A 21,723-nucleotide genomic window follows, 5' to 3' on the forward strand; every position below is an offset into this window, starting at 1 on the left:
CACTCTTCCGCCCTCCCCGTGGGTTACCCCCAGTAGAGAACTATTTCGTCCTTGTCTGGACTGAAGAGGCGTTTAGAACTGGATGCTATCGATCAGAAAGTGGACTTTATCGGCCAGTTGTACGAGTCTAGGTCCACGAGTGCTGCCGGAGAACCAGGTTCCACCAGCAGGAGTCGTGATCCGACCGGGAAGGGACAATCGTCATGAGCAAGGTTTTCGAGGATCGCAAGATCGTTGTGGTTGGCGGCACCAGCGGTATCGGCCTCCAGGCCGCGGCGGACGTGGTCGCGGCGGGCGGTAGCGCGGTCATCGTCGGTCGCTCGGGCGCGAAGCTCGACGACGCCGTGGCGAGCCTGTCGCGGACCGGCAGTGTGTGGTCGGTCGCGGCTGACCTGACCGACTGGGAGCAAGTCGTCGAGGCCCAGAAGCAACTGGCTGAGAACCATGCGGATGCCACCCTTCTCGTCAACTCGGCGGGCCTGGTGCGACTCAAGCCCTTCCTCGATCACGAGGTCGCGGACTACGACTCGTACCACGACCTCAACAGGGCGACGTACTTCCTGACTCAGACGGTGGTGCGGGGCATGGTCGCCGGCGGGCAGGGCGGAGCCATCGTGAATGTCGGCGCCATGTGGGCGCACCAGGCCCTTGCCGTGACGCCGTCGTCGGCCTTCTCGATGGCCAAGGCGGGCCTGCATGCGTTCACGCACAACCTGGCGATCGAGCTTGCCGGCTCGGGCATCCGGGTGAATGCTGTCGCTCCGGCTGTCACGGCGACGCCGCATTTCGACTGGATTCCCGCCGACCAGCGGGAGGCGACGCTGCAGCAGATGGCCGGCCTGCACCCGCTCGGCAGGGTCGGCACTGCTCAGGACGTGGCGTCGGCCATTACCTTCCTGCTCTCGCCGGCCTCGGGCTGGACCACCGGCGCCATCCTCAACGTCGACGGTGGCGTGATGGCCGGCCGCAACTGACTGCTTGGCCAAAGCGGCCATCGTTTTCGAAGGGTTCAGGCCTGAACCGAAGACCGGATGACCGCACGAGCTGAGTCGGCGACCGGTTCGTGGTGTCGCGGTGGTGTTGGGTCAGTTGTCGTGGTGGTCGAAGCCGTCCGGTGCGCGGTCGAGATAGCCGGTGACGTCGGCGATCCGGCCTTGCTCGTCGAACTCGAGGAAGTCGGTGCCGGTCGCGAACGACGTTCCGTCGCCGGCCAGCTCCTGAACACCGTGCAGCACCCCGATCGGTGCGCGGTAGGCGACCTGTTCTGCGAAGCGTCCGTCCGCGGTCGCGTTCCAGAACCCCACGTACTGCTCGATGGCCTCGAGGCCGGACGGACAGGTCGGAATGCTCGTGAAGCGCTGGCGCGAGCGGAGGCGTCGCTCCCAGCTGGACGTGTCGCTGGCGGCTGACCTGTCGGCCAAGCACCTCAGCTACATCGAGACGGGGCGGTCGAATCCGAGCCGGCAGATGATCGAACGGATCTGCGACGAGCTGGATGTACCGCTGCGGGAACGCAACCGGTTCTACCTGGCCGCCGGACTCGCGCCCGCTCACAGCGAGCGACCCTTCGCCGATCTCGGTGCTGCGGAGGCTGCGGTACGCGCCGTGCTGGCCGGCATGGAGCCGAACCCGGCCGTCGCCGTGAACGTCCGTTGGGACCTGTGGGCCACGAACCGGGCCATGCAGCCGTTCCTCGGCGATCTGCCCGCCGAGCTGGCCGGTCCACCGGTCAACATGCTGCGCGTGACGCTGCATCCGGACGGTCTGGCGCCCAGGATCCGCAACCTCCAGCAGTGGCGGGCTCATGCGCTCCGGCGCGTACGGCGTCAGCTCGAGTCACCGCGGGACGTGACGCTCGACGAGATCGCCATCGAGACTTTCTTCCCCGCCGACGCCACGACGGCAAGGATCCTGCGCTCACTGACGACCCCGCCGGCCTGATTCCCCCGGCGTGTTGTCCCAGCGCCGAGGTTGGTGGACGCCGGCGACGGTCGCCCCTCAACGGCCGCCGCCCAGCATCCACTGCGCCCGAGTCTCGATGCTGTTCACTGTCGGGCTTGCCCTGACGCTAAACGACACCGGCGCCCCGGCTCCAGCCGCAGAAGCCCATCGCCGAGAACGTCAAGAACTCTCAACACACGCTCAACGGCGACGCAATCCATCGAGCGATCGGAGGCGTCATCTGATCGTAAAGAAGCCGTCCGGGCACTCGCAAAGGGGATTGGTGAAGGTGGGTGCGATGTCCGGCGGCGAACGGAACTTGAGTACGCCACCTGCCTCGAGCGTCCTTGAACGACGCTACTCGGGTTCTGGAGGATCTGCAGCGTGCGATCACGGCCCTGCACAGGGCAACCGACCTTCGGCACGACTGATTGTTCGGCGCGGCGCCAGTCGGGTCAGACGGAGTTCGATGCGGTACGACGGTGGATGTGGCCGGCTGCGGTTGCGGCGAGCATGGTGCTGCCGAGCGCGATGTGCAGCCAGGCGTCCGCGGTGCCGGTCGGCACGAGTTGTGGGAGAGGCGGCGAGCTGTCCAGTTGCCCGTAGACGGCGATTGCGATCATCGCCACGCCGCAGATCGAGAGCAACGTCCGGCAGCCACGAAGCGACCCGGCGGTCAGTAAGACGCCGACAGCGAGCAGCAGGTGCGCGATGCTGTGCGCCAGCCGCCGGGCGGGCCATGCTGTTGTCCATTGCGGCTCCTCGCTGGCGGCAGGTCCGGCGATCAGTCTCGCCAGGCCTGTGTCAGCACCGTAAGCCGCCGCGCCACCGACGGTCTCGGGTTCAAGACCGACCGTCACAAACTCTCAAAGAACGCTCAAACCACGACCACCTACCCGTGCGTCACGTGCTCCTGCTGTGGCGTGGGCGGGGGTTGGTGGTAGGGGCGACCGGTGGGTTGTTCGAGGTGGCGGTCGACGAGGCCTTGGGCGACGAGGGCGTCGAGGTGGAACCGGACGGTGCTGGCGTGGATGCCGAGTTGTTCGGCGAGTCCTGTCACACCTGATCCTGTGGCGGCAGGGCCGCGATGAGGGGGTGGTCGTGGTCGACGACCCCCAGCTTCGCGGCGCCGCCGGGGGAGCCGAGGTCGTCGAAGAATCCGGCGTTCGCTTCCTGGTAGTCCTTCCACTGCGCGGGCAGGTCGTCCTCGTAGTAGATCGCCTCGACCGGGCACACCGGCTCGCACGCACCGCAGTCGACGCATTCGTCGGGCTGGATGTACAGCGAGCGCCCGCCCTCGTAGATGCAGTCCACCGGGCATTCGTCGACGCAGGCGCGGTCCTTCAGGTCGACGCAGGGCAGCGCGATCACGTACGTCATGGGGGACTCCTCAGCGGGCTTCGGTATTTACTACAAATAGTACATGTGGTAATTATTGGAAATCTTGCGTGAGGAGTGTGGCGGCATGGCGGCTGCGGAGATCTACATCCAGGCGACCGAGACCGATCCGGTGGTCATTGCTCGTACGGCACTGGGAAAGAAGCACCAGCGATTGCGTTCCCGGCTGGTCGAGCTGACCTTGGTCGAGCCGTCGGACGGCGCGGATCAGGCGCCGATCGCGGACCTGGCCGCCTTCTGCCGGCACGAGTTGCGTGAGTACCTGGCCGCGGCCGATCGCGATCTGGAGACCGCGGCGTCCGGACCGGTTGCGGAGCGGCTGCTCGTTGATGCGCTTCGGATCGCGAGTGCGGCGCTCGATCAGCAGATCAACGATCTGGCGGTCGCGAGCGCGAGTGAGTCGATCCGGATCGCCACGATGATCGCGGGTGCTTTGGAGGTGTACCTGCGGGTCGAGGAGTTCGTACGCCCCGCTCTGGCCGAACTGTCCGCCGAAGGCGAGACCGGCGATGCGCCGGCGGTCATCGACGTACGGCAGATCGCGCGCGGCGGACGGCACCCGCGGGTCTTCGCCCGGTATGCGCGGCTGGCACCCGGCGAGACCTTCGTCCTGGTCAACAGCCACGACCCCAAACCGCTGCGCCGCGAGTTCGAAGCCATGCACCCGGGCGCGTTCAGTTGGGACTATCTGCAGACCGGGCCCGAGGAATGGCGGGTACGCATCGGCCGGGCCGCCGTCGATGCGTGACCAACTCGTCAGCAACAACGCGGACGAGACCTGGCTGACCGCGATCGCGCAGGCGGCCGCGGGTGACGCGCAGGCACCGCTCGAGCTGTTGGTCGAGTACCTGAGCCTGCTCGCCGACGCCGCCATCTCCGGACGGCGGCCACGCGACCACGAGCTGGCGATCGTGCGTGAACTCGGCCGGCGCGCCGCCGAGCAGGGCATCCCGGCCGGGCGGGTCGTCGACCTGTACCTGTCGGCCGCCTGGCGGATGTGGCGGGACCTGCCCGACGTCGTGCCGTTCCGCGATCGCGACACGGTGCGGGCCTCGGCCCAGACCGTACTGCGTGTCGTCGGCGAAGCGATTGCCGTACTCGTCGACAGCTACCAGGTCGCGACCCAGCAACTGGTCCGGCAGGAGGAGGCGCTGCGCCGGGAACTGGTCGACGACCTGCTCCGTGGCGACGCCGACGTCTCCCGGATGGTCGAGCGTGCCGAGCCGTTCGGGCTGGATCTCGGCCGGCCCCACCGGGTGGTCCTGGCGGTCCCCGCGGACGGCTTGGACGAGGGCGACACAGCGACACCCGCGCTCGAGCGGTTCGTCCTCGACCGCTTCGGTGATCGCGAGGTGCTCGTCGCCACCAAGGAGGGGCTCCTGGTGGTGCTGATCCCCGCGACCGCGCCGGCGACGGTCCCGCGGGCCACGACCAAGGGCGTCGGGGACCTGATCCACGACGCGCTGGTTCGGCACCGGACCGGGCGGGTCTGGCGTGTCGCGACCGGTCGGGCCTATCCAGGTTCGTACGGCATCGCCCGCTCGTACGAGGAGGCCCGTGAGGCGCTGACGCTGGGCGAACGGCTCCAACTCGACACTGCGGTCGTCGATGCGCAGGACATGCTCGTGTATCGGGTCCTGGTCCGCGATCAGGCCGCGATCGTCGATCTCATCCAGGCCGTGCTCGTCGGTTTGACGCAGGCTCGCGGAGGGGCCGAGCCGCTGCTGCAGACCCTCGAGGGGTATTTCGCGACCGGGGAGGTCGCGACCGAGGCGGCCCGGCGGCTGAATCTGTCGGTACGGACCGTCACCTACCGGCTGGCCAAGGTCAAGGAGCTCACCGGGCACGATCCGGGCGATCCCGCGCAGCGGTTCATCCTGCACATCGCTGTCCTCGGCGCCCGGCTGCTCGACTGGCCCGCCAGCGACCTTTCGGCACATCCGTGACCGCGGACGCGGCGCTCATTGCCGGGCGTCGGCCATCTGGATGGTGGCAGGTTCGCCGGTCGCGGCCGTACCCGAATCGGCCGAACGGTGGCAAAGTCCGATCTGTACGAAGAAGCACACCGGACCGGGAGGGGGCTGCGATGAGGATCTACCGCGCGAGCTGGTTGGCGTTCTGCGTCGTCCTCGGCGTCCCCGGCCTGCTCGTGGCGTTCACGTGGTCGCCGACGCCGATCATCCTGGTCTTCGTCTGCGCGGCCTTCAGCGGCTGGGGGATCGCGATGATCGTGCTCAGCCCGGAGGACACCATCCGGATCCCTCCGCACCGGCGCGGGACGATTGCCTGGACCGCGGCCCTCACCGGTGCCGCAACGGTCGCCTTCATCGGTCTGGGTACCTTGCTCGGAGCCATGGCTGCGGTCCTGCTGCTGGTGATCACGGCGGGCGGATCGCCGTACGCGACCAGTCGGTGTGTCCGTTGGCTGCGCGAACACGGTCACCTGCCGGAGCCTGCGGCGCGGCCCGCCGCACCGGCACATTCCGCGCCCGAGTCCAAGCCGCTGCGGATCGTACGGGTCGAGGCTGATCGCCGGCCCGAGCCGCCTGCCGCCCTGTCGTCATTGAGCGACGACGCCCTGTGCCTGGCATGGCGAACCAGCTTCTCCGCACTGCAACGAGCACAGTCGGCAGCGCAACGACTGACCGTCATCGAAGAGCGACGCGCGTATCTCGACGAGATCGAGCGCCGCAACGCCCACGGCCTGGCCGCCTGGCTGGCGTCAGGACCAAGAGCGGCAGGCAACCCCAGCAGGTTCGTCCACGACGACGGCGCCCACGCGAGCATCGACTGGAACGAGCTCCTCCACGACACAGACCAATAACCAAGGCGAGCGCGTTCCTCCGCAGCCGGCGTCTTTCTCAGTTGGTGATTGTGACCGGGGTGGAGTTGCCGGGTTGGCTTGCGTTGCTCACGTTGTCGGTGCTGATGGCAACGACCTGGTAGGCGCCGTTGGCGGGCTGGGACGTCCAGTTCACCTGGTAGTTGGTGGCGGGGTTGGTTGATGAGGCGATGGCGGTCCAGTTCGCACTGGTACAAGCGCCGGCGTAGGTGGCGCAGTAGAAGTACCCGACCGACTTCACACCGGATCCTGAACCGTCGGAGCTGGTGTTGGTCAGCGTCGCGCCGTTGCTGACCGCGACGGTGATGTTGAAGGTTGCGGACGGCCCGGTGGGGGCGAGGCTTTGCGCGGTGGCGGTCAGGGTGAGGCCCAGTACGGTGGAATTGATCGTGACGCCGTTGAAGGTGGCCCGTCCGGTGCTGTCGGTGGCGATGGACGCGCCGGCGTTGATCACTCCCGCCGAGGCTGTGAGCGTGACAGCCGTCCCGGCGGTGCTCGCGGGGTTGCCGAGTTGGTCCTGTACCTGCACGGTGATCGGCGGTAGCGCCGTACCGGCGAAGCCGCTGGCCGGGCCCTGGATGAAGGCCAACTTGGTTGCGGCGCCTGCGCTCATGACGATCGGTCCCGGCGCGGGCGTCGCGTTCGTGTCGCTGGAGGTCGACACGGTGAAGCTGTTCGCCGGATAGCTACCGACCGGAGCGTTGGTGATCGCCGCGATCGTGAGCGACCCGGCGGTGTTCTTCTGGAGTGTGCAGGTGGGGCCTGCCAGCGTGACGGTGACGGTGGAAGCGCTGGTGGTAGCCGTGGGCGTACATCCGGAGAACCCGGCGCTGAGCGTGACTACTGGATTCTGCGGCACGGTGAAGCTGGTGTTGAAGGTGACCAGGATTGTGCTGCCGCCGGCCAGCGCGCCGCCGCTACCGTTGCTTGTCTTGAAGGCGACCGTCCAGTCTGCCGTCGCTCGGGCGGTCGATGACGTGCTGGTGAAGGCGACACCGCTGACGCTGGAAGCCGCGGTAGCCGTCGGGCCGGTGAAGATGCCGATGACGACGAGCAGCGCGAGGACTCCCGCCAGCCGGAAGCGTTTGAGACTCATCAGGAGCGTCCGTTCACTGTTGGCGGGCCTATGGTCGGTGGGGTGGTGTCCACGGTGACGGCGGTCACCGGGCTCGGTCCGCTGAGGTTGCCTGCGGCATCGGTCGCGACCGCGACGACCCGGTACGCACCGTCTGCGGCGAAAGGTGCGTTCTTGGTGAGGGAGAAGTCCGTCGCGGTGGATGAGCCGAGAGCGGTCCAGTTCGCCGCGGTGCAGCTGCCGGTGGAGCCGTCGCAGCGGTAGTAGGCGACAGAGGCCACACCGGTGAAATCGTCGGCCGCCGCGTCGGTGAGCGTGACTGGTGCGTTGCCGACGAAGTTCCCGAAGGCCCGAGTCGCTGCGACCGAAGGAGCCGGTGCCGTTGGCGCAGTCGAGTCGTAGACGACCGTGTTGTCCGTACTCGTCGACGCAGTGTTGCCTGCACCGCCCGAGTCGCGCACGGTGTCGGCCGCGATCGAGACGCTGACCGAGCCGCTGGTGGTGAGTCCGCTCACGGCGAGGTGGTACGTCGTACCGCTGCCGCTGACCACGACGGTCGCGGTCGCCGGAACCACGGTGACGTCCGCACTGGTGAAGTCGGTCACCGCCTCGCTGAAGACCGCGGTGAAGCTGATCGGGGACGTGGCACTCGGGTCCGCCTGGCCTGCGGTTTGGTTGACCGTGACTGTTGGGCGTGCGTTGTGCACGGTCAGGTCCGCGCTCGAGCCAGTTGCCGTCCAGCTCGCAGAGATCGCTGTGACGAGGTAGTGGTACGTCCCGTCGGGGACGTTCGGATCGGTGCAGGTGGTCGCCGTCGTCGGCGTGGATTGCGTCGTCCCGCACGCCGGCGCGGCCGAACCATCGACCGTACTGACCCGGTTCACGACGTACCCCGTGGCGCGCGCCGACGCCGTCCAGGCGACGCTGGCGATTTCACTGCCGGATGGCGCCGTTGCTGTCACGGGCGTCGGTGGGGTCAGCGAGCCGGTGGATGCGAATCCGGTGCCGCTGCCGGCGCCGGTCCAGAATCCCCAGGCGACCTCGCCGCCGGTCATCACGAGGACGACGAAGGCGAGTACGAGGAGAACGCGTCGAGTCATGATCAGTTCCCCTGTCCCGCGCCGGAGTACGCGAACGTGACTGTGGCGCCCTTGCAGCCGTCCTGGTTCGATGCCGTGTCGGTCATCGTCACCTGCGGCCAGGCCGACTGCGGGACGTGCAAGCCGGACAGCGCCGCACTGGCGTTGCCAGGGACAGTCAGCGGATAACTTCCTGCGTACTGCGTGATGCGGTAATCCGCCGGTCCGCACGGGCGGCCCTGGGCCACCGCAGCCGGCGTCCGCGTGACCGAGGCCAGCGCGACGGTCAGATTCGTCACTGAAATCGGCTTCTTGTTCGGGTTGGTCAGCGTGAGGTCGAGCGGCCGCGAGGCGCCCGGTGACAGCAGACCGGTCAGGCTGCCGCTGATCGCGAAGTCCTTTCCGTTGCTCTGCACAACGACCGAGACGGTCAGGTACGCGAAGCGCAGCACACCGTCCGGGTCCTTGCCGCTAGCAACCAGTGAAACCGTGTAGTTGCCATCGGCGACCGTGGCCGGCGTGGTGATCTGCAGGCTCGAGGAGTTGCCGGTGACCGGATTGGGCGTGTACGCGGCGCTCGCGCCAGATGGCAGGCCGCCGAGAACGGCGAGGGCGACAGGTCCTGGAAGGTTCGTACGGGCGAGCTGCACGGCGAACACCGCGATCGATCCGGGCGCCTGGGTGATGGACGCGGGCGTGGCACTCAGCGACAGCGAGCTCGACAGCGGAGCGCTCACGACCAATCCGATGGTGATCGTGGCACTCACCTTCGTGCCGCTCGCCTGAACTGTGATCGGCGCCGATCCGGTCGGCGTGGTGGCGGAGGTCCGCACGGTCAGCGTCGTACTCGCCGTACTGCCGGAGCTGAGTGTGGCCGACGACGGGCTGAACGACGCTGACGCGCCTCCCGGTACGCCGGTGGCGCTGAACGCGACCGCGCCGTTGAACCCTCCGACGGACGTCACGCTGATGGTGTACGTCGCGGTCTGACCGCGTGTCACCGACTGACTGGCCGGCGAGGTGCCCAGCGTGAGGCCGGGCTTGGCCGGCTGGGCTGCGTACGACAGACCCGCCAGGGCAAGCAGGAGGCACAGTCCGGCGACCAGGGACCTGGCCACCCGGAACGGGCCGCTGCGCGTGCCTCGCATGGTTCTCCTCCCAGGATGTTGCGGTCCCGGTCCGGGCGAGGCAGACGACCTCGCCCAGACCTGGGAAACCGCGGCGACGAGCTAGTTGCTGGCGTACGACAGGTTGACCGTCGCGCCCTTGCAGCCGTCCTGGCTGGTGGCCTTGTTGTTGAACTTCAGCGTCGCGCCGGTGAAGGGCGCGGTGGCGCCCGCATCGATGTCCGTGCCGACTGGCATCAACGGGTCGGCCAGCGTGTAGTCCGTGGCGTCGCAGGTACCGGTCGCTCCGGCCGCCTTCGTCACAGAGGCGATGCTCACGGTCACGCTGTTCACGTACGCCGTGTTGGTGGCGTTGTTCTTCACGGTTCCGCTGATCGTCTGCGCAGTGTCACCGGGGAACATGTTCGCGATCGTGCTGGTCTGCGTGATCGTCAGGTTGCTCGCGCCGGCGGAGGTGGCGCCGGTGCCGCTGCCCGAGCCGTTGGTGCTCCAGTACGCGAACGCCGAACCGGCGCCGATGACGAGGGTGGCTGCGGCGGCGATGATGATCTTCTTCTTGCGGTGCATGGCGGTTTCCTCTCCCCGCGACCCCGGCGGGGCCGTCTGTCAGGAAGGTTGTCAGGAGCGGGACCCGGGCGCTGTCGGCTGAACGGCCAGACTTTGTCGGCCGATCGGTGAAATCCGGCGCGGCTGTCAGATGACGCCGGGGAGCAGCGCGGCAGTACGAGTGCGGTAGTCGGCGTACGCAGGGAGTGTCCCGAGGAGTACGTGTTCCTCGCGGAGGGCGCGGTACACCTGGAGCGCGACGAGCAGGATCCAGACGCCCACGGCAGCCGGACTGCCCGCGGCGACGAGGACACCGAGCGAAGAGACGATTTCCCCGCTGTACAAGGGATGCCGAACCCATCGGTACGGGCCGTGCTCGACAACGTCGCGAGCCTGGGCGATCACCGACAAGTTCTTGCCCAGGCTGCGTAACGACCAGATCGACCACACGGAGCCGACGACCAGGAGCGCGTCGGCGACCAGCTCCTGCCCGGCGCCGGGCGGCCCACCAGCCAGCAAGGGCAGGGTGAACGGAAGCAGCGTCGCGGTGACCGCAGCCGTGTGCGCGGCGTACGACGTGCTGGTCGCCTTCGCGGGCTCACGCCGTAGGTAGGCCCAGATGATCAGTGCGTAGAACGTCATGACCATGACGTCCCCGACCCAGCGCAGGGCGCCGGTGCCGGACGACTGCGCCAGTACCAACGCGTCGGCGCACAGCATGAGCGTCGCGCACGGGACCATGACCAGCCGGCCGACATCCACCCGGGTCTTCACCGGATCGAGGAGCGCCATCATCGCTACTTTCCGAAGAAGACGTGCACGATGCTGATCACGCCCGGGCCGATGATGACGACGAACATCGAGGGGAACAGGCAGAACACCAGCGGGAAGAGGATCTTCACCGGGACCTTCTGCGCCTTCTCCTCGGCGCGTTGCCGGCGCCGCATGCGCATCTCCTTCGCCTGTTCGCGCAGTACGTCGGCGATCGTGATGCCGAGCTCGCCGGCCTGCACGAGCGCGGACACGAAGGACCGCAGCTCGGGCACCGTGGTCCGGCCGGTGAGCGCCCGCAGTGCCTGCGCACGGGACTTGCCGATCTGCATCTCCTGCAGCACGCGGGCGAGCTCCGCGGCGAGCGCGCCGCGGGTGTTCCGCGCGACCTGCGCCAGCGCCGCGTCGAACCCGAGACCGGCCTCGACGCAGACCGTCAGCATGTCGAGCGCGTCGGGCAACGCCTTCTGGATCTTCTCCTGACGTTTGAGGCCGGCGTTGTACAGCAGGACGTCGGGCAGGAAGAACCCGATGGCTGCCGCCACCGCTGTCCCCACGACGAGGAGACCGATGGTCCGCAGCCCGTACAGGCCGCCGAGCCCACCGAGCAGGAACAACCCGAGACCTTTCGCCGCCAGCACCCGGTCGGGCGTCCACCCGGACAGATTACCTGCGAGATCGAGCCGGCGCTGCAGCGTTGCCGTGATCCCGGAGGGCGACAGACGTACGGCGAGCGCCCGGATCCAGCTCGGCAACACAGCGAACGGGTCTCGTTCAGCCTTGACTGCGGTCGGAGCGCTCTGCGAGTAGCGGGTGTCGATCGCCGCGAGTGCCCGGGCCACCCCGGTGTCCGCAGGACGCGCGCTCAGCCCGATGACAGCGAGGGCGATGCCGGTGCCGAGCGCGGCAACGCCGACGATCAGGAGCACGATCGGAGTCATTTCAGGCCTCCACCTTGATCAGTGCGCGGATCCAGAATCCGCCCAGGACGATGAGACCGACCGCGCCCGCGACCATCACCAGGCCAAGCGGGGTGGTGAACAGCGGGCTCATGTACTGCGGTTTGCTCACCGTCAGCCAGACGCCGAGCACGATCGGCAGGCCGACGATGATGTAGCCGGAGAGCCGGCCTTCGGCGCTCAGCGCCCGTACCTGGCGGTGCGTCTGCGCGCGTTCGCGCATGGTGTCGACGGTGTTGGTGAGTACCTCGGCCAGGTTGCCGCCGACCTCCCGCTGGATCCGGGTGGCCATCACCACCCAGCGCAGGTCGTCGCAGCGCATCCGGTCCGCGACGTGGTTGAGGCCGTCCTCGAGATCGACACCGATCCTGGTCTCGGCCAGGGCGCGCGAGAACTCACCGGCGGCCGGTTGCGTGCCGTCGCGGACCACGGCGTCGACAGCCTGGGGGAGTGAGAACCCGGAGCGCAGCGACCCGACCACAAGTTGCAGTACGTCTGGAAGCTGCTCGCCGAAGGTTGCCCGGCGGCGACTGATCCGGACGCTGACCAGAACGTGCTGCGCAATCCAGGCGGCGATGAGTCCGATCGGCAGGCTGAGCAGCCGGTTGACCGACAGGAGCATCAGCATGACGCCCAGCGCTGCGCCCGCGCACAACACCAACGACACCCATTCGGCAGGCCCGCGTTTCAGATCGGCCAGGTCGAGCCGCTTGGCGAGTCCCTGTTCGGCGCCGCTGGAGCGCAGGACCTGGCCGACCAGTCCGACAGCGCCGGTCTGCTCGACGGCGCCCGCGTCCTCGCCCGGCGGGTGCTCACCGTGACGAGCTCCGTACCGGCCGAGCTGCCGGATCAACCGCTGCGTGGCGTCTTCACGCGCTCCTTGCCAACGAAGCAGGACGACGCCGAGCACCAGCATCAGGAAGACCCCGGCCAGCAACGTGATGAGTTGCCAGGTCCAGATGGATCGGTGCGGAAGGACCGGCGGCGGTGCGACCGGGGGCGCCGGCCGCGCAACCGTGGCGAAGGTCAGCGGAGCCTTGGCGGTGACCGAGCCGATCGAGACGAGCAACGTGACGGTCCGGCCGGCGAGTGCGTCCGGCACGGTGACCTCGACCTTGGCGCGGGCAGAGAAATTGCGGGCCGCAGCCGCGAAGGCCGCGGTCAGGCTCGCCGCGCTCTGCGCGCTCAGGGTCCGGCCGCCGGAGGCCGCAGCGATCTGCTGTACTGCTGCCGCGTCGCCCGCCCCGTACCGGAACGCGACGACGTCGGTCGGGACATGCTCCGCTGCCAGTTGTCGGGTAACCCCAACGAGGCTTGCCTTGCTGGACGTGTCGACGCCGTCCGACAGTACGACCAGCCGGCGCTGCGCCGAAGGCCCGAGCCGGGCAGCGTCGAGGGTCGCGACGGCGGCCTGCACCGCGTCGTACAAGGCGGTCGCTCCGGCGGGCTGCGTCTGCGCCAACGCGGTGCGAACAACTACGCGGTTCGTCGTTGGCCGGACCAGCAACCGCGGCCGGTCGGAGAACGTGAGTAGGCCGGCCTGAACGTCATCAGGCAGGCTGGCCAGGTAGTTGAGCGCGGCTTGGCGTGCCGCGGCAATCCCCGAGGCAGCCATCGAGCCGCTGGTGTCCAGCACAATGATCACCGCGCGCGGTGGAGCAGCTGTCGCTGCCGAGCTGCTCACCGGCGTCACCTGAGCCGGCAGTTGCGTCTGGTCGGCCAGTACGCGCACCGTCTTCGCGTCCAACCTGCCGGACACGTTGGCGGTCGTCAGGACGAAGTCGGCGTGACCCGCACGGACCTGGACCGAATCGATGCGGGCCGTCGGAGTTCCGTCCGCGGACGCGATCCCCGGAAACATGGCAAGCGTCGCGGCCGCGGCAGCCAGTACGGCGCCCACGAGCTGCCGCCGGCTCCTCATCGGTGGGCCTCTTCCAGGCCGAACAGGCGCTGCGGGAGCCGGATCCCGCGGTCGGAGAGACGGTCGAGGAAGGCCGGACGCAGACCGGTCGATCGCAGCGTGCCTCGGAACCAGCCCCGCTCGTCGACGCCCGCGTGGAAGTCGAACTGGAACAGATCCTGGAGCGTGACGACGTCGCCCTCCATACCGGCCACCTCGGTGATATGGGTGATCCGCCGGGTCCCGTCCTTGAGCCGGCTCTGGTGCACGATCAGGTCGATCGCCGAAGCCATCTGCTCGCGGATCGCGCGCTGCGGCAGCTCGACGCCGCCCATCAGCACCATCGTCTCCAGCCGCGCGAGCGAGTCGCGCGGCGCGTTCGAGTGCACGGTCGTGATCGAGCCGTCGTGACCGGTGTTCATTGCCTGCAACATGTCCAGCGCGGCGCCATCGCGGACCTCGCCGATGATGATCCGGTCGGGCCGCATCCGCAGGGTGTTGCGGACCAGGTCCCGGATCGCGATCTCGCCGCGCTTCTCGACGTTCGCGGGGCGGGCCTCCAGCCGCAGCACGTGCTCCTGCCGCAGTTGCAGTTCGGCCGCGTCCTCGATGGTGACGATGCGCTCGTCGTCGGGCAGGAACGACGACAGGACGTTCAAGGTCGTGGTCTTGCCGGAGCCGGTGCCGCCGCCGATCAGGATGTTCAGCCGGCCGCGGACGCACGCCCGGAGCAGCTCCGCGACCGGTTGGGTCAGCGTGCCGAACGAGATCAGGTCCTCGACCGTGAACGGGTCGGCGGCGAACTTCCGGATCGTGAGCAGCGACCCGTCCAGCGCGATCGGCGGTACGACGGCGTTCACCCGGCTGCCGTCGGGCAGCCGGGCGTCCACCATCGGGCTGGCGTCGTCGACGCGGCGGCCGATTCGGGACACGATCTTGTCGATCGTGCGCCGTAGGTGGCTCTCGTCGGTGAACGCCGCGTCGACCGGTTGCAGTCGTCCTTCGCGTTCGACGTAGATCTGGTCGTGGCCGTTGACCATGATCTCGGAGACGCCGGCATCGCGCAGGTATGGTTCGAGCGGGCCGTGGCCGAGGATCTCGTCGGCCACCTCCTGCGCGACGCGCGCCCGGTCGGACACCGTCATCGGGGTGTCGTCACGTTGCAGTACGGCCTGCAGCGTCCGCGTGACCTGCTGCTCCAGTACGCGCTGATCGAGATGAGCGTCGTACAACTTGGGGCCGAGGCTTTCGAGCAGCCCCTGGTGCACGCTGCGTTTCACGCCGGCGAACGGATCAGCATTCCGCGCGGCACGCCGCGGTACGTCGGTGCTCGCGTGCGCCCCGGAGGGGTTCGTGGATGCTGCCTGCCCTGTCTGCGCTGCGTCGCCCGAATGTGCCTTCTGGGCGAGACGTTCCGAGAGATTCATGACCGCCTCCCTGCGCCACGGCGGGCGAACGCCCGGGTCCTGACAGCGACCGGGCGGCTCAGCAGCCGGTCGTTGGCGAAGCGAGTGATGGCCTGGCTGACCGGATGGGTCGGGGTGCCGATCACGATCGGAACGCCCTTGTTGATGGAGATCGGGACGTTCCGGCTGGACGGCACCTGACCGTTGAGCGGGCTCCGCACCACGCGTTCGACGTCGGCGGTCGACAGACCGACCTTCGAGTCCGAGCGGTTGACCAGCACCGACCGGATGTCGCGCGAGTACGACAGCAGGTCCAGCATGTCGATCGTCAGCCGCAGGTTCTTCAGCGCCGGCGTGTCCGGCGTGGTCAGCAGGACGTGGTGATCGGAGACGTCCATGGCGGTCAGTACGTGCTCGCTGAACTGTGCCGGCGTGTCGACGACGACGAAGTCGTACATCCCGCGCAGCACTGTCAGTAGCTCGCCGACCAGTGCGGCGGGAATCTTCTCCGCGTCACCCGGCGCGATCGGGGCGAGCAACATGTCCAGCCCCGGCCGGTACGGCGTCAGCAACGAGGCTGCACCGGTCGTGTCGAGGTGACCGGCCATCGGCAACGCGTCGCTGATCGTCCGTACCGGATCCAGTTGCACGCTGATCGCGACGTCCCCGAAGGCGAGATCGAGGTCCACGAGGCAGACTCGTTCGCCATGAGCAGCAGCCAGCGCGGCGGCCAGGTTGATGGCGAGGGTCGTCTTGCCGCAACCGCCCTTGGCGGAGAACACAGTGACGACCTTGCCCTGCCGGGTAGGTTCGGGCTCGTCGTGGGACCGCAGGTCGGCCCGCGCCCGGTCCGACAACACCCGCGAACGTTCACATGCGGCGAGCAGCGCGACGGTGTCGCCCGCGGCGACCACCTCGCGTACGCCGGCCCGGAGCGCCTCCGTGAGCAGCGTGACGTCCACGACGTCGCGGACCAGGATCACGCCGGCGACCGGCCGGTCGAACCGCAATTGTGCAGCGAAGCGCAGCGCGGTGTCCGTGTCGACGCTGGGGCCGACCACCACCAGGTCCTCGGCGGGGTCGTCGTTCAGGGCCCGGAGTGCAGCATTGAGGTCATCGACCGACTTGACGCTTCCGCCGAGGTCCGGGACCAGGTCGTCGTCCGGCGCGGTGGCCGGTTGGCAGAGGATGGTCATCGCAGTGCCTCACTTCTTCTTGGATGTCGGGGCCACCGGGAACAGCGGCTCGTCGTGGTCCTGGACCTTGACCTGGGTGGACGGGCCGAGCAGCGTCAGGTACGGCAGCGAGGTCTGGGACAGCTGGATCAGCCGCTGGGCGTCGAGCTGGCTTGCGGCGAACGTCACGAGCGTCATGTCGTTCTGTGCCGACCCGGCGCCTTGCGACAACGCGCCGTTGCCGGCCTTGGAGTCGTTCTGGGACGCCGCCGGGCCGACCGTGAGGACCCGGACCTTCGGGATCACCACCGCGGTCTTGTTGATGCCCTTGCCCTGCTGCTTGTGCTGGCCGGTGCAGTTCGGCTGGCCGCTGGCATCACTGTTGCTGGTGGCAACGACCGTACCGAAGACGGCGACATCCGATCCGGCCTTCACATTGCCGGCCACCATCTCCGCGCTGCAGAACGTGATGCTGACAGCGACCTGGCCCTCGGGGATCATCAGTCCGCTCGTGGCCTGTGCCGTGGTCACGAGCATCGACTTGAGCAGCAACTGACCGGGGCTGAGATCGGACGCGGTGACGAGCGCCTCTTGGGCCGGCGTGATCTCCGTGAGCGCGTCGGCCGACACCGAGGAGGCAGGCAGCGTCTCCTGGTGCAGTGAGGCCTTGGCGTCGCGGGCTGCAGTGCCCGACGGAATCGCCTTACCGACGACGAGGACGGTCACCGCCTGCTGCCCGGCCACCGCGCGGGCATCCGCGCGATCGACGTAGACGAGCACAGCTGCGGTCCCGAGGACGGCCAGCGCGACCGCCAGCACAATGGTCAGAACTCGACGTTTCATGGTTCTCTCTCCTCTGCTGGCGGTATCAGCCGGCGAGTTTGACGATCGCGGCACCGAAGTACGTGCCGGAGCCGACGGTGGTGGAAGCAGGCACCAAGGCCTGCGTGAAATGACCGAAGATGCAGGACGGCGTGGTCTGGCCGTTCGGGCAATCAGCCTTGGTGTACGGCGCCGGAATGACGTCCTTGAGCGGATTCATGTTCGCGTAGCCGGTCAGCACGAACGCCGCGAGACCGACCATGTGGTACGTCGCGCCGCTGCCGGTTCCTGTGGTGGTGTCGAAGATCGGGATGAAGATCGGTTGCCCGCTGGCGACGTACGACGTCAAGATGTCCTGGCATGCCTTGGAGATGTTCTTGCCGGGGTCGGTGCCGGCGACCGGACCGCTCTGCGTGACGTCGATCGCGGCGCTGCATCCGCCACTGTCGGCCAGCCAGCCGAACTCCCCGGGGGCGCTCAGACCGGCGCACGTAGGCGCGTTGGGGGCGTCGCGCACGAAGATGACGACCTCGTTGCCGAAGGTGGGCGGTGAGCTGCCGCCGGTCGCTCGATTCCAGGCGCACAACGACAGGGTCATCGCGATCGACTGGGAGACCTTGACGGCTGGGCCCCAGACGGCGCGGGCGCAGGCGAGGACCGTCGAGCCTTGGTAGCCGGCGTTTCCGGTCAACGTACGGGCGAACACCGGCGGCAACAGCGACGAGCCGCCGGCCGTCCGGGTCGCGGTGTGAACGTCGACGTAGTTCGTCGCGGACGTGGGCGCGCTCGGGCAGTCGACCGATGTTCCGCTCGATCCCGGGCATCCGGACAGGCCGCTGTTGGGGCCGGAGCCGCAGACCAGAGTCACGGCGGACGCGCCGTCCTTGGCGTTGAGGTTCGCGTAGTTGGCCGCCCTGTCGGGTACGCAGGCCTGGCCTGTGACGCAGCTTTTCGCGACGGCGACTGCGCCGGAGTCGGCGCCGTTCTGCAGCTCGGCGCGTTCCTGGTACAGCTGTCCGACGTCGACGGTCAGGGCCGCCATGCCGAGCAGTACGCCGGTGCCGAGCAGGGTGCCGACCAGAATGCCGAAGGCACCGCGGTCGTCGGCGCCGAGCCGGCGCATCACCACGCGCAGGAACGATGGGATCAGGTTTCGCATGGCATGACTCCTACGGCGGCCAGCGTGGTCTGGCCGCTGAGGCCGTTACCACCGAAAATGCCGACGAGATAACCCAGTCCCGGCGAGAACTGGAAGGTGTAACTGGTTTGCACGCTGCCGTTGGCGATCGGTCCGGCATTGACCGGACAGGACGACTGGATCGACACGTTGACCGGGCTCAGCCCGGTCGCGGCCGCCTGCGTCCGGCCGACCACATCCGGCTGGCCGAAGGCGACCAGCCGCGAACCTTCGCGTGCTGCGTTCGTCAAGGTCTGTTGGGCGTTCAGCATCCGTCCGAAGTCGACGATGCCCAGCACGATCAGCAGCATCAGGGGGAGCAGCAGCGCGAACTCCACAGCGGCTGCGCCGCGGTCCGCGCCGCTGCGCCCATGGAGCGAGCGCGGCAGCAGGCGGCGTACCCGTGCCGCGCGCCGGTGGTGCGATCCCCGGCCGTGGTGAGTTTCCCCGCCGCGGCTGCCTTGTCTCGGATCCATGAGTTCTCCCCGGTTGGTGATCCGACCTGTCAGAGGTGGGCCGCGACGTCGGTGAACAACTTGGCGACGGCCGGGCCGAGGATCAGCAGGGCGGGGACCACGACGACGGCGATCAGCGCGGCCAGCAGGCCGTACTCGATCATGGTGGCGCCACGCTCGTCGCGGCGCGTCCGCTCGATGGCGGTCTGTACGTAGCTGAGCAGCTGGATGAGCATCTGGAGCTCCTTCTTCTGGGGCAGGTCCGAAAGACCCGTCCGATCGATCGACCGGCGATCTGCCGATCGGTACCGCTACGGTGTGGTTTCGCAGGCCCGGTCCGGTAGCGGCCGATCGGCCAGCAACACCGCACCGCTCGGTGGACACGACAGCGATCGGCCGACACCGTGTCGGTCGAGCGACCGACAGGTCGGGCGATCGGTCAGCATCCGTTCGCGTTCGGCCAGTTGTCCGTCGCGGTCGTTCCGGTGCGTGCCGGCCGCGCCGTACCTTGACCGGCATGCATCTCACCTGGATGGTTGCCGGAGGCATCATCGGCTTCGTCGCCGGACTCCTGCTCCGCGGCACGGTCTTCCGGCTGTCGCTGCCGTCGGGAACACGCACGAGCTGCGCACGCTGCGCGGCGCCGTTGCCGGGTCAGCTCATGGTCCGTTGTCGGCAGTGCCGTGGCTGGTACGGCGTCCCGCTCGTCCTCGAACTGGTGACCGCGGCCGTGGTCGCACTCCTGCTGGGGCGGTTCGCCGGCCTGCCTGAAGCGGCCCCGTACGCCTTCATCGGCGTGCTCGGTGTCGCCCTGGCTGCCGTCGACCTCTCGGTCCAACGGCTGCCGAACCGGTTGACCATGCCGCTGTACCCGGGGCTGATCGGGTTGTTCGGGCTCGCCGCGTTGCTCGACAGTCATCCGGACAGGTGGCTTCGCGCCGTACTGGGCGGCCTCGTTCTCGGTGGGTGCTACTTGGTGCTGGCAATCGCCGGGCGTGGGCAGCTCGGCGGGGGGGACGTCAAACTTGCCGGCGGGCTCGGGATCGCGCTCGGCTGGCTGGGCTGGCCGACTCTGCTCGCCGGAGCGGCGCTCGGCTTCGTGATCATGGGCCTGGTCGGTGCGGCGCTGCTGATCACCCGCCGGGTCACGCTCCAGCAGGCGATCAGCTTCGGCCCCTTCATGCTCGGCGGAGCGCTGCTGGCCGTCCTCGCCACCGCGTGAGGCCTCCGTCCCGCCGTACTAGGGCCGAAAGTCCCTGTTCCCCCGGTGTCGCTGTTACCTAATGTAACGGCGACACCGGGGGAGCAACTATGAGTAATCAGATCAGGATCGTCGTCGTCGACGGTCACACGCTTACGCGTTTCGGGCTGCTCGGCCTGGTGGCCGGACAGCCGGACCTGGAGGTCGTCGGGGAGGCGGCCCTGGCCGCCGAGGCGCTCGCCACGGTCGCCGAGGCCGGCGCCGACGTGATCGTGCTCGACACAGCGCTGCCGGACGGCGACGGTCTCCGCGTCGCGCGGGACCTGCTCGATCGGCACCCGGGCCTCGGGGTTGTCCTGCTGACCTCGGACGGGCAGGACGACGTCCTGTTCCGTGCACTGGACGCCGGTGTGTCGGCGTTCGTTCCGAAGATCGCGCCCGCGGCCGAGGTCCTGGCGGCGATCCGGCACGCGGCAGTCGCAGCCGGTTCGTTCATCGCCAGCGGTCTGGGACCTGCCATCGCCCGCCGGCGTGCATCCGCCGCGATGCCGGGCGAGGACCGGCCGACGGCCGGCCCCACAGTGTCGTTGAGTCCGCGCGAGACCGAGGTACTGCAGATGCTCGCCCGGGGCTTGCCGGTCGCCGCGATCGGTGCTGCCTTGTACGTCAGCCACTCCACCGCCAAGACCTACGTCGCCCGGCTGTACGAGAAACTCGGCGCGACGAACCGGGCCCAGGCGCTGATGCTCGGACTGTGCTACGGCCTGATCCGGTCGCACCAGCCGACTGCGTGACCGGCGGCAACTGGGTAACCAAGTGCTCAACTATTTCGGCGAAAAGCACCTGATCGAAATCCGTAACGGACTGTAGGTGAGCGCCGATTGTCGCTACAGAAGGTGACATTGGATCCATCTCCAGCCGCAGTCGCAGGAGAGTGTCACGGGGGGAACCATCATGCAGAACTCGATCACCGTGGTCGTCGTCGACGGCCACACCCTAACCAGATACGGACTGACGAGGCTGGTCAGCGCCGATGCCGAGATCACGGTCGTCGGCGAGTGCGGTCTCGCGGCCGAGGCGCCGGCGCTGGTCGCGTCCGTCCGGCCGAACGTCGTGATCCTGGACGTTGCACTGCCCGACGCCGACGGCCTCGACTTGGCCCGCGAGCTCAGGGACCGGTACTCCGACCTCGGCATCGTCGTACTCACCGGCCAGTCCGGGGACGGCGTGCTGTTCCGGGCGCTGGAGACGGGCGTGTCCGCGTTCGTAGGCAAGACCGCCCCGAATCCCGAGGTCCTCGGGGCGATCCGGCACGCGGCGGTGGCGGCAGCGTCCTTCACGGCGACCGGCCTCGGACCGGCACTCGCACGCCGCGGACAGCCTGTCCTCACCAGGCAGGTAGCTGACGGGCCGTCGTGCGCGACGCTCAGCCCGCGTGAACTCGAGGTCCTCTCGCTGCTCGCCACCGGCATGTCGGTACCGGCGATCGCCGCCACGATGTTCGTCAGCCTGTCGACCGCAAAGACCTACGTGTCCCGCCTGTACGAGAAGCTGGGCGCCACGAACCGCGCCAACGCCATCATGACCGCGATGCGACTGGGCCTGCTCCAGCCGGAGCTCAGCGTCTCGGCCTGAACCCTCAGCGGGCGGCCGTGGGCCGGTGGATCACCGCAGCAGTAGCGTGACGGTCAGGACCGCGAAGACGCTGATCACCGCGATCGCGATCACGCGGATCACGATCCGCAACAGCAGGCCCCACCAGGGGACCTTCTCGGTGTCCGTACCGGACCTTGTCATGGCTGGCTCCCTTCGCATACAGCTCCAGCACACGCCTGACCGCGCCGGCCCG

Annotated in this window: 26 protein-coding genes; 8 read left to right on the top strand and 18 right to left on the bottom strand. The window is 68.5% G+C overall.

Features of this window, described 5'->3' with window-relative positions; all coding sequences use genetic code 11:
- Positions 1 to 203: 203 nt before the first annotated feature.
- Entirely contained in the window at positions 204 to 974 is a 771-nt protein-coding gene (locus ACGFI6_RS37930) for an SDR family NAD(P)-dependent oxidoreductase (RefSeq protein WP_393127463.1), read from the top strand.
- Positions 975 to 1,085: 111 nt separating this feature from the next.
- On the opposite strand, the gene ACGFI6_RS37935 is transcribed toward ACGFI6_RS37930, so the two are convergent.
- On the bottom strand, positions 1,086 to 1,304 hold the full coding sequence (locus tag ACGFI6_RS37935) for a hypothetical protein (RefSeq protein WP_393127465.1): 219 nt from the start codon (positions 1,302 to 1,304) through the stop codon (positions 1,086 to 1,088).
- Between the two features lie 10 nt (positions 1,305 to 1,314).
- Between ACGFI6_RS37935 and ACGFI6_RS37940 the strand changes: the two genes are divergently transcribed.
- Entirely contained in the window at positions 1,315 to 1,941 is a 627-nt protein-coding gene (locus ACGFI6_RS37940) for a helix-turn-helix domain-containing protein (RefSeq protein WP_393127467.1), read from the top strand.
- 455 nt (positions 1,942 to 2,396) lie between these two features.
- Here the strand turns inward: ACGFI6_RS37940 and ACGFI6_RS37945 are convergent, their stop codons facing one another.
- Genes ACGFI6_RS37945 through fdxA form a run of 3 tightly spaced genes read right to left on the bottom strand, consistent with a single transcriptional unit; the run spans position 2,397 to position 3,321 of the window.
- Positions 2,397 to 2,801 carry a DUF4383 domain-containing protein gene (locus tag ACGFI6_RS37945; protein WP_393127469.1) on the bottom strand — a complete coding sequence of 135 codons (405 nt, stop codon included), beginning with the start codon at positions 2,799 to 2,801 and terminating at the stop codon, positions 2,397 to 2,399.
- Between the two features lie 32 nt (positions 2,802 to 2,833).
- A complete protein-coding gene (locus tag ACGFI6_RS37950) occupies positions 2,834 to 3,001 on the bottom strand; it encodes a helix-turn-helix domain-containing protein (protein ID WP_393127471.1) in 168 nt (55 codons plus the stop codon).
- Positions 2,998 to 3,321: a ferredoxin gene (fdxA, locus tag ACGFI6_RS37955; protein WP_393127473.1), complete on the bottom strand. Its 324-nt coding sequence runs from the start codon at positions 3,319 to 3,321 to the stop codon at positions 2,998 to 3,000. Before fdxA ends, ACGFI6_RS37950 begins: the two co-directional genes overlap by 4 nt.
- Before the next feature lie 85 nt (positions 3,322 to 3,406).
- Between fdxA and ACGFI6_RS37960 the strand changes: the two genes are divergently transcribed.
- The 3 genes from ACGFI6_RS37960 (at position 3,407) to ACGFI6_RS37970 (ending at position 6,163) form a co-directional block, all read left to right on the top strand.
- Positions 3,407 to 4,087 (top strand): DUF2249 domain-containing protein, encoded by a 681-nt coding sequence (locus tag ACGFI6_RS37960; protein ID WP_393127475.1) that lies wholly within the window; start codon positions 3,407 to 3,409, stop codon positions 4,085 to 4,087.
- The gene (locus tag ACGFI6_RS37965) at positions 4,080 to 5,285 is read left to right on the top strand and encodes a PucR family transcriptional regulator (RefSeq protein ID WP_393127477.1); all 1,206 of its coding nucleotides are present in this window, start codon (positions 4,080 to 4,082) and stop codon (positions 5,283 to 5,285) included. Before ACGFI6_RS37960 ends, ACGFI6_RS37965 begins: the two co-directional genes overlap by 8 nt.
- 140 nt (positions 5,286 to 5,425) lie before the next feature.
- Complete coding sequence (locus ACGFI6_RS37970; protein WP_393127479.1) at positions 5,426 to 6,163, top strand: hypothetical protein; 738 nt, start codon at positions 5,426 to 5,428, stop codon at positions 6,161 to 6,163.
- Positions 6,164 to 6,200: 37 nt separating this feature from the next.
- Here the strand turns inward: ACGFI6_RS37970 and ACGFI6_RS37975 are convergent, their stop codons facing one another.
- From ACGFI6_RS37975 to ACGFI6_RS38035, 13 genes are all read right to left on the bottom strand, one after another.
- Entirely contained in the window at positions 6,201 to 7,277 is a 1,077-nt protein-coding gene (locus ACGFI6_RS37975) for a hypothetical protein (RefSeq protein WP_393127481.1), read from the bottom strand.
- Positions 7,277 to 8,356, bottom strand: a complete 1,080-nt coding sequence (locus ACGFI6_RS37980) for an Ig-like domain-containing protein (RefSeq protein ID WP_393127483.1) — start codon at positions 8,354 to 8,356, stop codon at positions 7,277 to 7,279. The genes ACGFI6_RS37975 and ACGFI6_RS37980 overlap by 1 nt, the downstream gene beginning before the upstream one ends.
- A 2-nt stretch (positions 8,357 to 8,358) precedes the next feature.
- Positions 8,359 to 9,483 carry a hypothetical protein gene (locus tag ACGFI6_RS37985; protein ID WP_393127485.1) on the bottom strand — a complete coding sequence of 375 codons (1,125 nt, stop codon included), beginning with the start codon at positions 9,481 to 9,483 and terminating at the stop codon, positions 8,359 to 8,361.
- 81 nt (positions 9,484 to 9,564) lie between these two features.
- Entirely contained in the window at positions 9,565 to 10,029 is a 465-nt protein-coding gene (locus ACGFI6_RS37990) for a hypothetical protein (protein ID WP_393127487.1), read from the bottom strand.
- Positions 10,030 to 10,155: 126 nt separating this feature from the next.
- Positions 10,156 to 10,800, bottom strand: a complete 645-nt coding sequence (locus ACGFI6_RS37995; RefSeq protein WP_393127489.1) for a methyltransferase family protein — start codon at positions 10,798 to 10,800, stop codon at positions 10,156 to 10,158.
- Between the two features lie 5 nt (positions 10,801 to 10,805).
- Positions 10,806 to 11,720 (bottom strand): type II secretion system F family protein, encoded by a 915-nt coding sequence (locus ACGFI6_RS38000; protein ID WP_393127491.1) that lies wholly within the window; start codon positions 11,718 to 11,720, stop codon positions 10,806 to 10,808.
- Between the two features lies 1 nt (position 11,721).
- Positions 11,722 to 13,659, bottom strand: coding sequence for a VWA domain-containing protein (locus tag ACGFI6_RS38005; RefSeq protein ID WP_393127493.1), 1,938 nt, complete (start codon positions 13,657 to 13,659; stop codon positions 11,722 to 11,724).
- The gene (locus ACGFI6_RS38010) at positions 13,656 to 15,065 is read right to left on the bottom strand and encodes a CpaF family protein (protein WP_393127495.1); all 1,410 of its coding nucleotides are present in this window, start codon (positions 15,063 to 15,065) and stop codon (positions 13,656 to 13,658) included. Before ACGFI6_RS38010 ends, ACGFI6_RS38005 begins: the two co-directional genes overlap by 4 nt.
- Positions 15,062 to 16,240, bottom strand: coding sequence for a CpaE family protein (locus ACGFI6_RS38015; protein ID WP_393127497.1), 1,179 nt, complete (start codon positions 16,238 to 16,240; stop codon positions 15,062 to 15,064). The genes ACGFI6_RS38010 and ACGFI6_RS38015 overlap by 4 nt, the downstream gene beginning before the upstream one ends.
- Before the next feature lie 9 nt (positions 16,241 to 16,249).
- Entirely contained in the window at positions 16,250 to 17,062 is an 813-nt protein-coding gene (locus tag ACGFI6_RS38020; RefSeq protein WP_393127498.1) for a Flp pilus assembly protein CpaB, read from the bottom strand.
- A gap of 25 nt (positions 17,063 to 17,087) precedes the next feature.
- The gene (locus ACGFI6_RS38025) at positions 17,088 to 18,200 is read right to left on the bottom strand and encodes a TadE/TadG family type IV pilus assembly protein (RefSeq protein ID WP_393127499.1); all 1,113 of its coding nucleotides are present in this window, start codon (positions 18,198 to 18,200) and stop codon (positions 17,088 to 17,090) included.
- Positions 18,188 to 18,556: a TadE/TadG family type IV pilus assembly protein gene (locus ACGFI6_RS38030; protein ID WP_393127500.1), complete on the bottom strand. Its 369-nt coding sequence runs from the start codon at positions 18,554 to 18,556 to the stop codon at positions 18,188 to 18,190. The genes ACGFI6_RS38025 and ACGFI6_RS38030 overlap by 13 nt, the downstream gene beginning before the upstream one ends.
- Positions 18,557 to 18,723: 167 nt before the next feature.
- Positions 18,724 to 18,909 carry a Flp family type IVb pilin gene (locus ACGFI6_RS38035; RefSeq protein WP_393127501.1) on the bottom strand — a complete coding sequence of 62 codons (186 nt, stop codon included), beginning with the start codon at positions 18,907 to 18,909 and terminating at the stop codon, positions 18,724 to 18,726.
- Positions 18,910 to 19,190: 281 nt separating this feature from the next.
- On the opposite strand from ACGFI6_RS38035, the gene ACGFI6_RS38040 reads away from it, so the two are divergent.
- From ACGFI6_RS38040 to ACGFI6_RS38050, 3 genes are all read left to right on the top strand, one after another.
- Complete coding sequence (locus ACGFI6_RS38040) at positions 19,191 to 19,895, top strand: prepilin peptidase (protein ID WP_393127502.1); 705 nt, start codon at positions 19,191 to 19,193, stop codon at positions 19,893 to 19,895.
- A gap of 89 nt (positions 19,896 to 19,984) precedes the next feature.
- Complete coding sequence (locus ACGFI6_RS38045) at positions 19,985 to 20,668, top strand: response regulator transcription factor (protein WP_393127503.1); 684 nt, start codon at positions 19,985 to 19,987, stop codon at positions 20,666 to 20,668.
- A gap of 160 nt (positions 20,669 to 20,828) precedes the next feature.
- Positions 20,829 to 21,509 (top strand): response regulator, encoded by a 681-nt coding sequence (locus ACGFI6_RS38050; RefSeq protein ID WP_393127504.1) that lies wholly within the window; start codon positions 20,829 to 20,831, stop codon positions 21,507 to 21,509.
- Between the two features lie 30 nt (positions 21,510 to 21,539).
- On the opposite strand, the gene ACGFI6_RS38055 is transcribed toward ACGFI6_RS38050, so the two are convergent.
- The gene (locus ACGFI6_RS38055; protein WP_393127505.1) at positions 21,540 to 21,671 is read right to left on the bottom strand and encodes a hypothetical protein; all 132 of its coding nucleotides are present in this window, start codon (positions 21,669 to 21,671) and stop codon (positions 21,540 to 21,542) included.
- Between the last annotated feature and the right edge of the window lie 52 nt (positions 21,672 to 21,723).

The organism is Kribbella sp. NPDC048928, assembly GCF_043197975.1.
In the GTDB taxonomy this organism is placed as follows: Bacteria; Actinomycetota; Actinomycetes; order Propionibacteriales; family Kribbellaceae; genus Kribbella.

Bases quoted from the DNA above. Each gene is read 5' to 3' on its own strand.
- ACGFI6_RS37930 (WP_393127463.1), top strand. From the start codon at position 204: ATGAGCAAGGTTTTCGAGGATCGCAAGATCGTTGTGGTTGGCGGCACC.
- ACGFI6_RS37940 (WP_393127467.1), top strand. From the start codon at position 1,315: ATGGCCTCGAGGCCGGACGGACAGGTCGGAATGCTCGTGAAGCGCTGG.
- fdxA (WP_393127473.1), bottom strand. From the start codon at position 3,321: ATGACGTACGTGATCGCGCTGCCCTGCGTCGACCTGAAGGACCGCGCC.
- ACGFI6_RS37960 (WP_393127475.1), top strand. From the start codon at position 3,407: ATGGCGGCTGCGGAGATCTACATCCAGGCGACCGAGACCGATCCGGTG.
- ACGFI6_RS37965 (WP_393127477.1), top strand. From the start codon at position 4,080: ATGCGTGACCAACTCGTCAGCAACAACGCGGACGAGACCTGGCTGACC.
- ACGFI6_RS37970 (WP_393127479.1), top strand. From the start codon at position 5,426: ATGAGGATCTACCGCGCGAGCTGGTTGGCGTTCTGCGTCGTCCTCGGC.
- ACGFI6_RS37975 (WP_393127481.1), bottom strand. From the start codon at position 7,277: ATGAGTCTCAAACGCTTCCGGCTGGCGGGAGTCCTCGCGCTGCTCGTC.
- ACGFI6_RS37980 (WP_393127483.1), bottom strand. From the start codon at position 8,356: ATGACTCGACGCGTTCTCCTCGTACTCGCCTTCGTCGTCCTCGTGATG.
- ACGFI6_RS37985 (WP_393127485.1), bottom strand. From the start codon at position 9,483: ATGCGAGGCACGCGCAGCGGCCCGTTCCGGGTGGCCAGGTCCCTGGTC.
- ACGFI6_RS37990 (WP_393127487.1), bottom strand. From the start codon at position 10,029: ATGCACCGCAAGAAGAAGATCATCATCGCCGCCGCAGCCACCCTCGTC.
- ACGFI6_RS37995 (WP_393127489.1), bottom strand. From the start codon at position 10,800: ATGGCGCTCCTCGATCCGGTGAAGACCCGGGTGGATGTCGGCCGGCTG.
- ACGFI6_RS38000 (WP_393127491.1), bottom strand. From the start codon at position 11,720: ATGACTCCGATCGTGCTCCTGATCGTCGGCGTTGCCGCGCTCGGCACC.
- ACGFI6_RS38005 (WP_393127493.1), bottom strand. From the start codon at position 13,659: ATGAGGAGCCGGCGGCAGCTCGTGGGCGCCGTACTGGCTGCCGCGGCC.
- ACGFI6_RS38010 (WP_393127495.1), bottom strand. From the start codon at position 15,065: ATGAATCTCTCGGAACGTCTCGCCCAGAAGGCACATTCGGGCGACGCA.
- ACGFI6_RS38015 (WP_393127497.1), bottom strand. From the start codon at position 16,240: ATGACCATCCTCTGCCAACCGGCCACCGCGCCGGACGACGACCTGGTC.
- ACGFI6_RS38020 (WP_393127498.1), bottom strand. From the start codon at position 17,062: ATGAAACGTCGAGTTCTGACCATTGTGCTGGCGGTCGCGCTGGCCGTC.
- ACGFI6_RS38025 (WP_393127499.1), bottom strand. From the start codon at position 18,200: ATGCGAAACCTGATCCCATCGTTCCTGCGCGTGGTGATGCGCCGGCTC.
- ACGFI6_RS38035 (WP_393127501.1), bottom strand. From the start codon at position 18,909: ATGCTCATCCAGCTGCTCAGCTACGTACAGACCGCCATCGAGCGGACG.
- ACGFI6_RS38040 (WP_393127502.1), top strand. From the start codon at position 19,191: ATGCATCTCACCTGGATGGTTGCCGGAGGCATCATCGGCTTCGTCGCC.
- ACGFI6_RS38045 (WP_393127503.1), top strand. From the start codon at position 19,985: ATGAGTAATCAGATCAGGATCGTCGTCGTCGACGGTCACACGCTTACG.
- ACGFI6_RS38050 (WP_393127504.1), top strand. From the start codon at position 20,829: ATGCAGAACTCGATCACCGTGGTCGTCGTCGACGGCCACACCCTAACC.
- ACGFI6_RS38055 (WP_393127505.1), bottom strand. From the start codon at position 21,671: ATGACAAGGTCCGGTACGGACACCGAGAAGGTCCCCTGGTGGGGCCTG.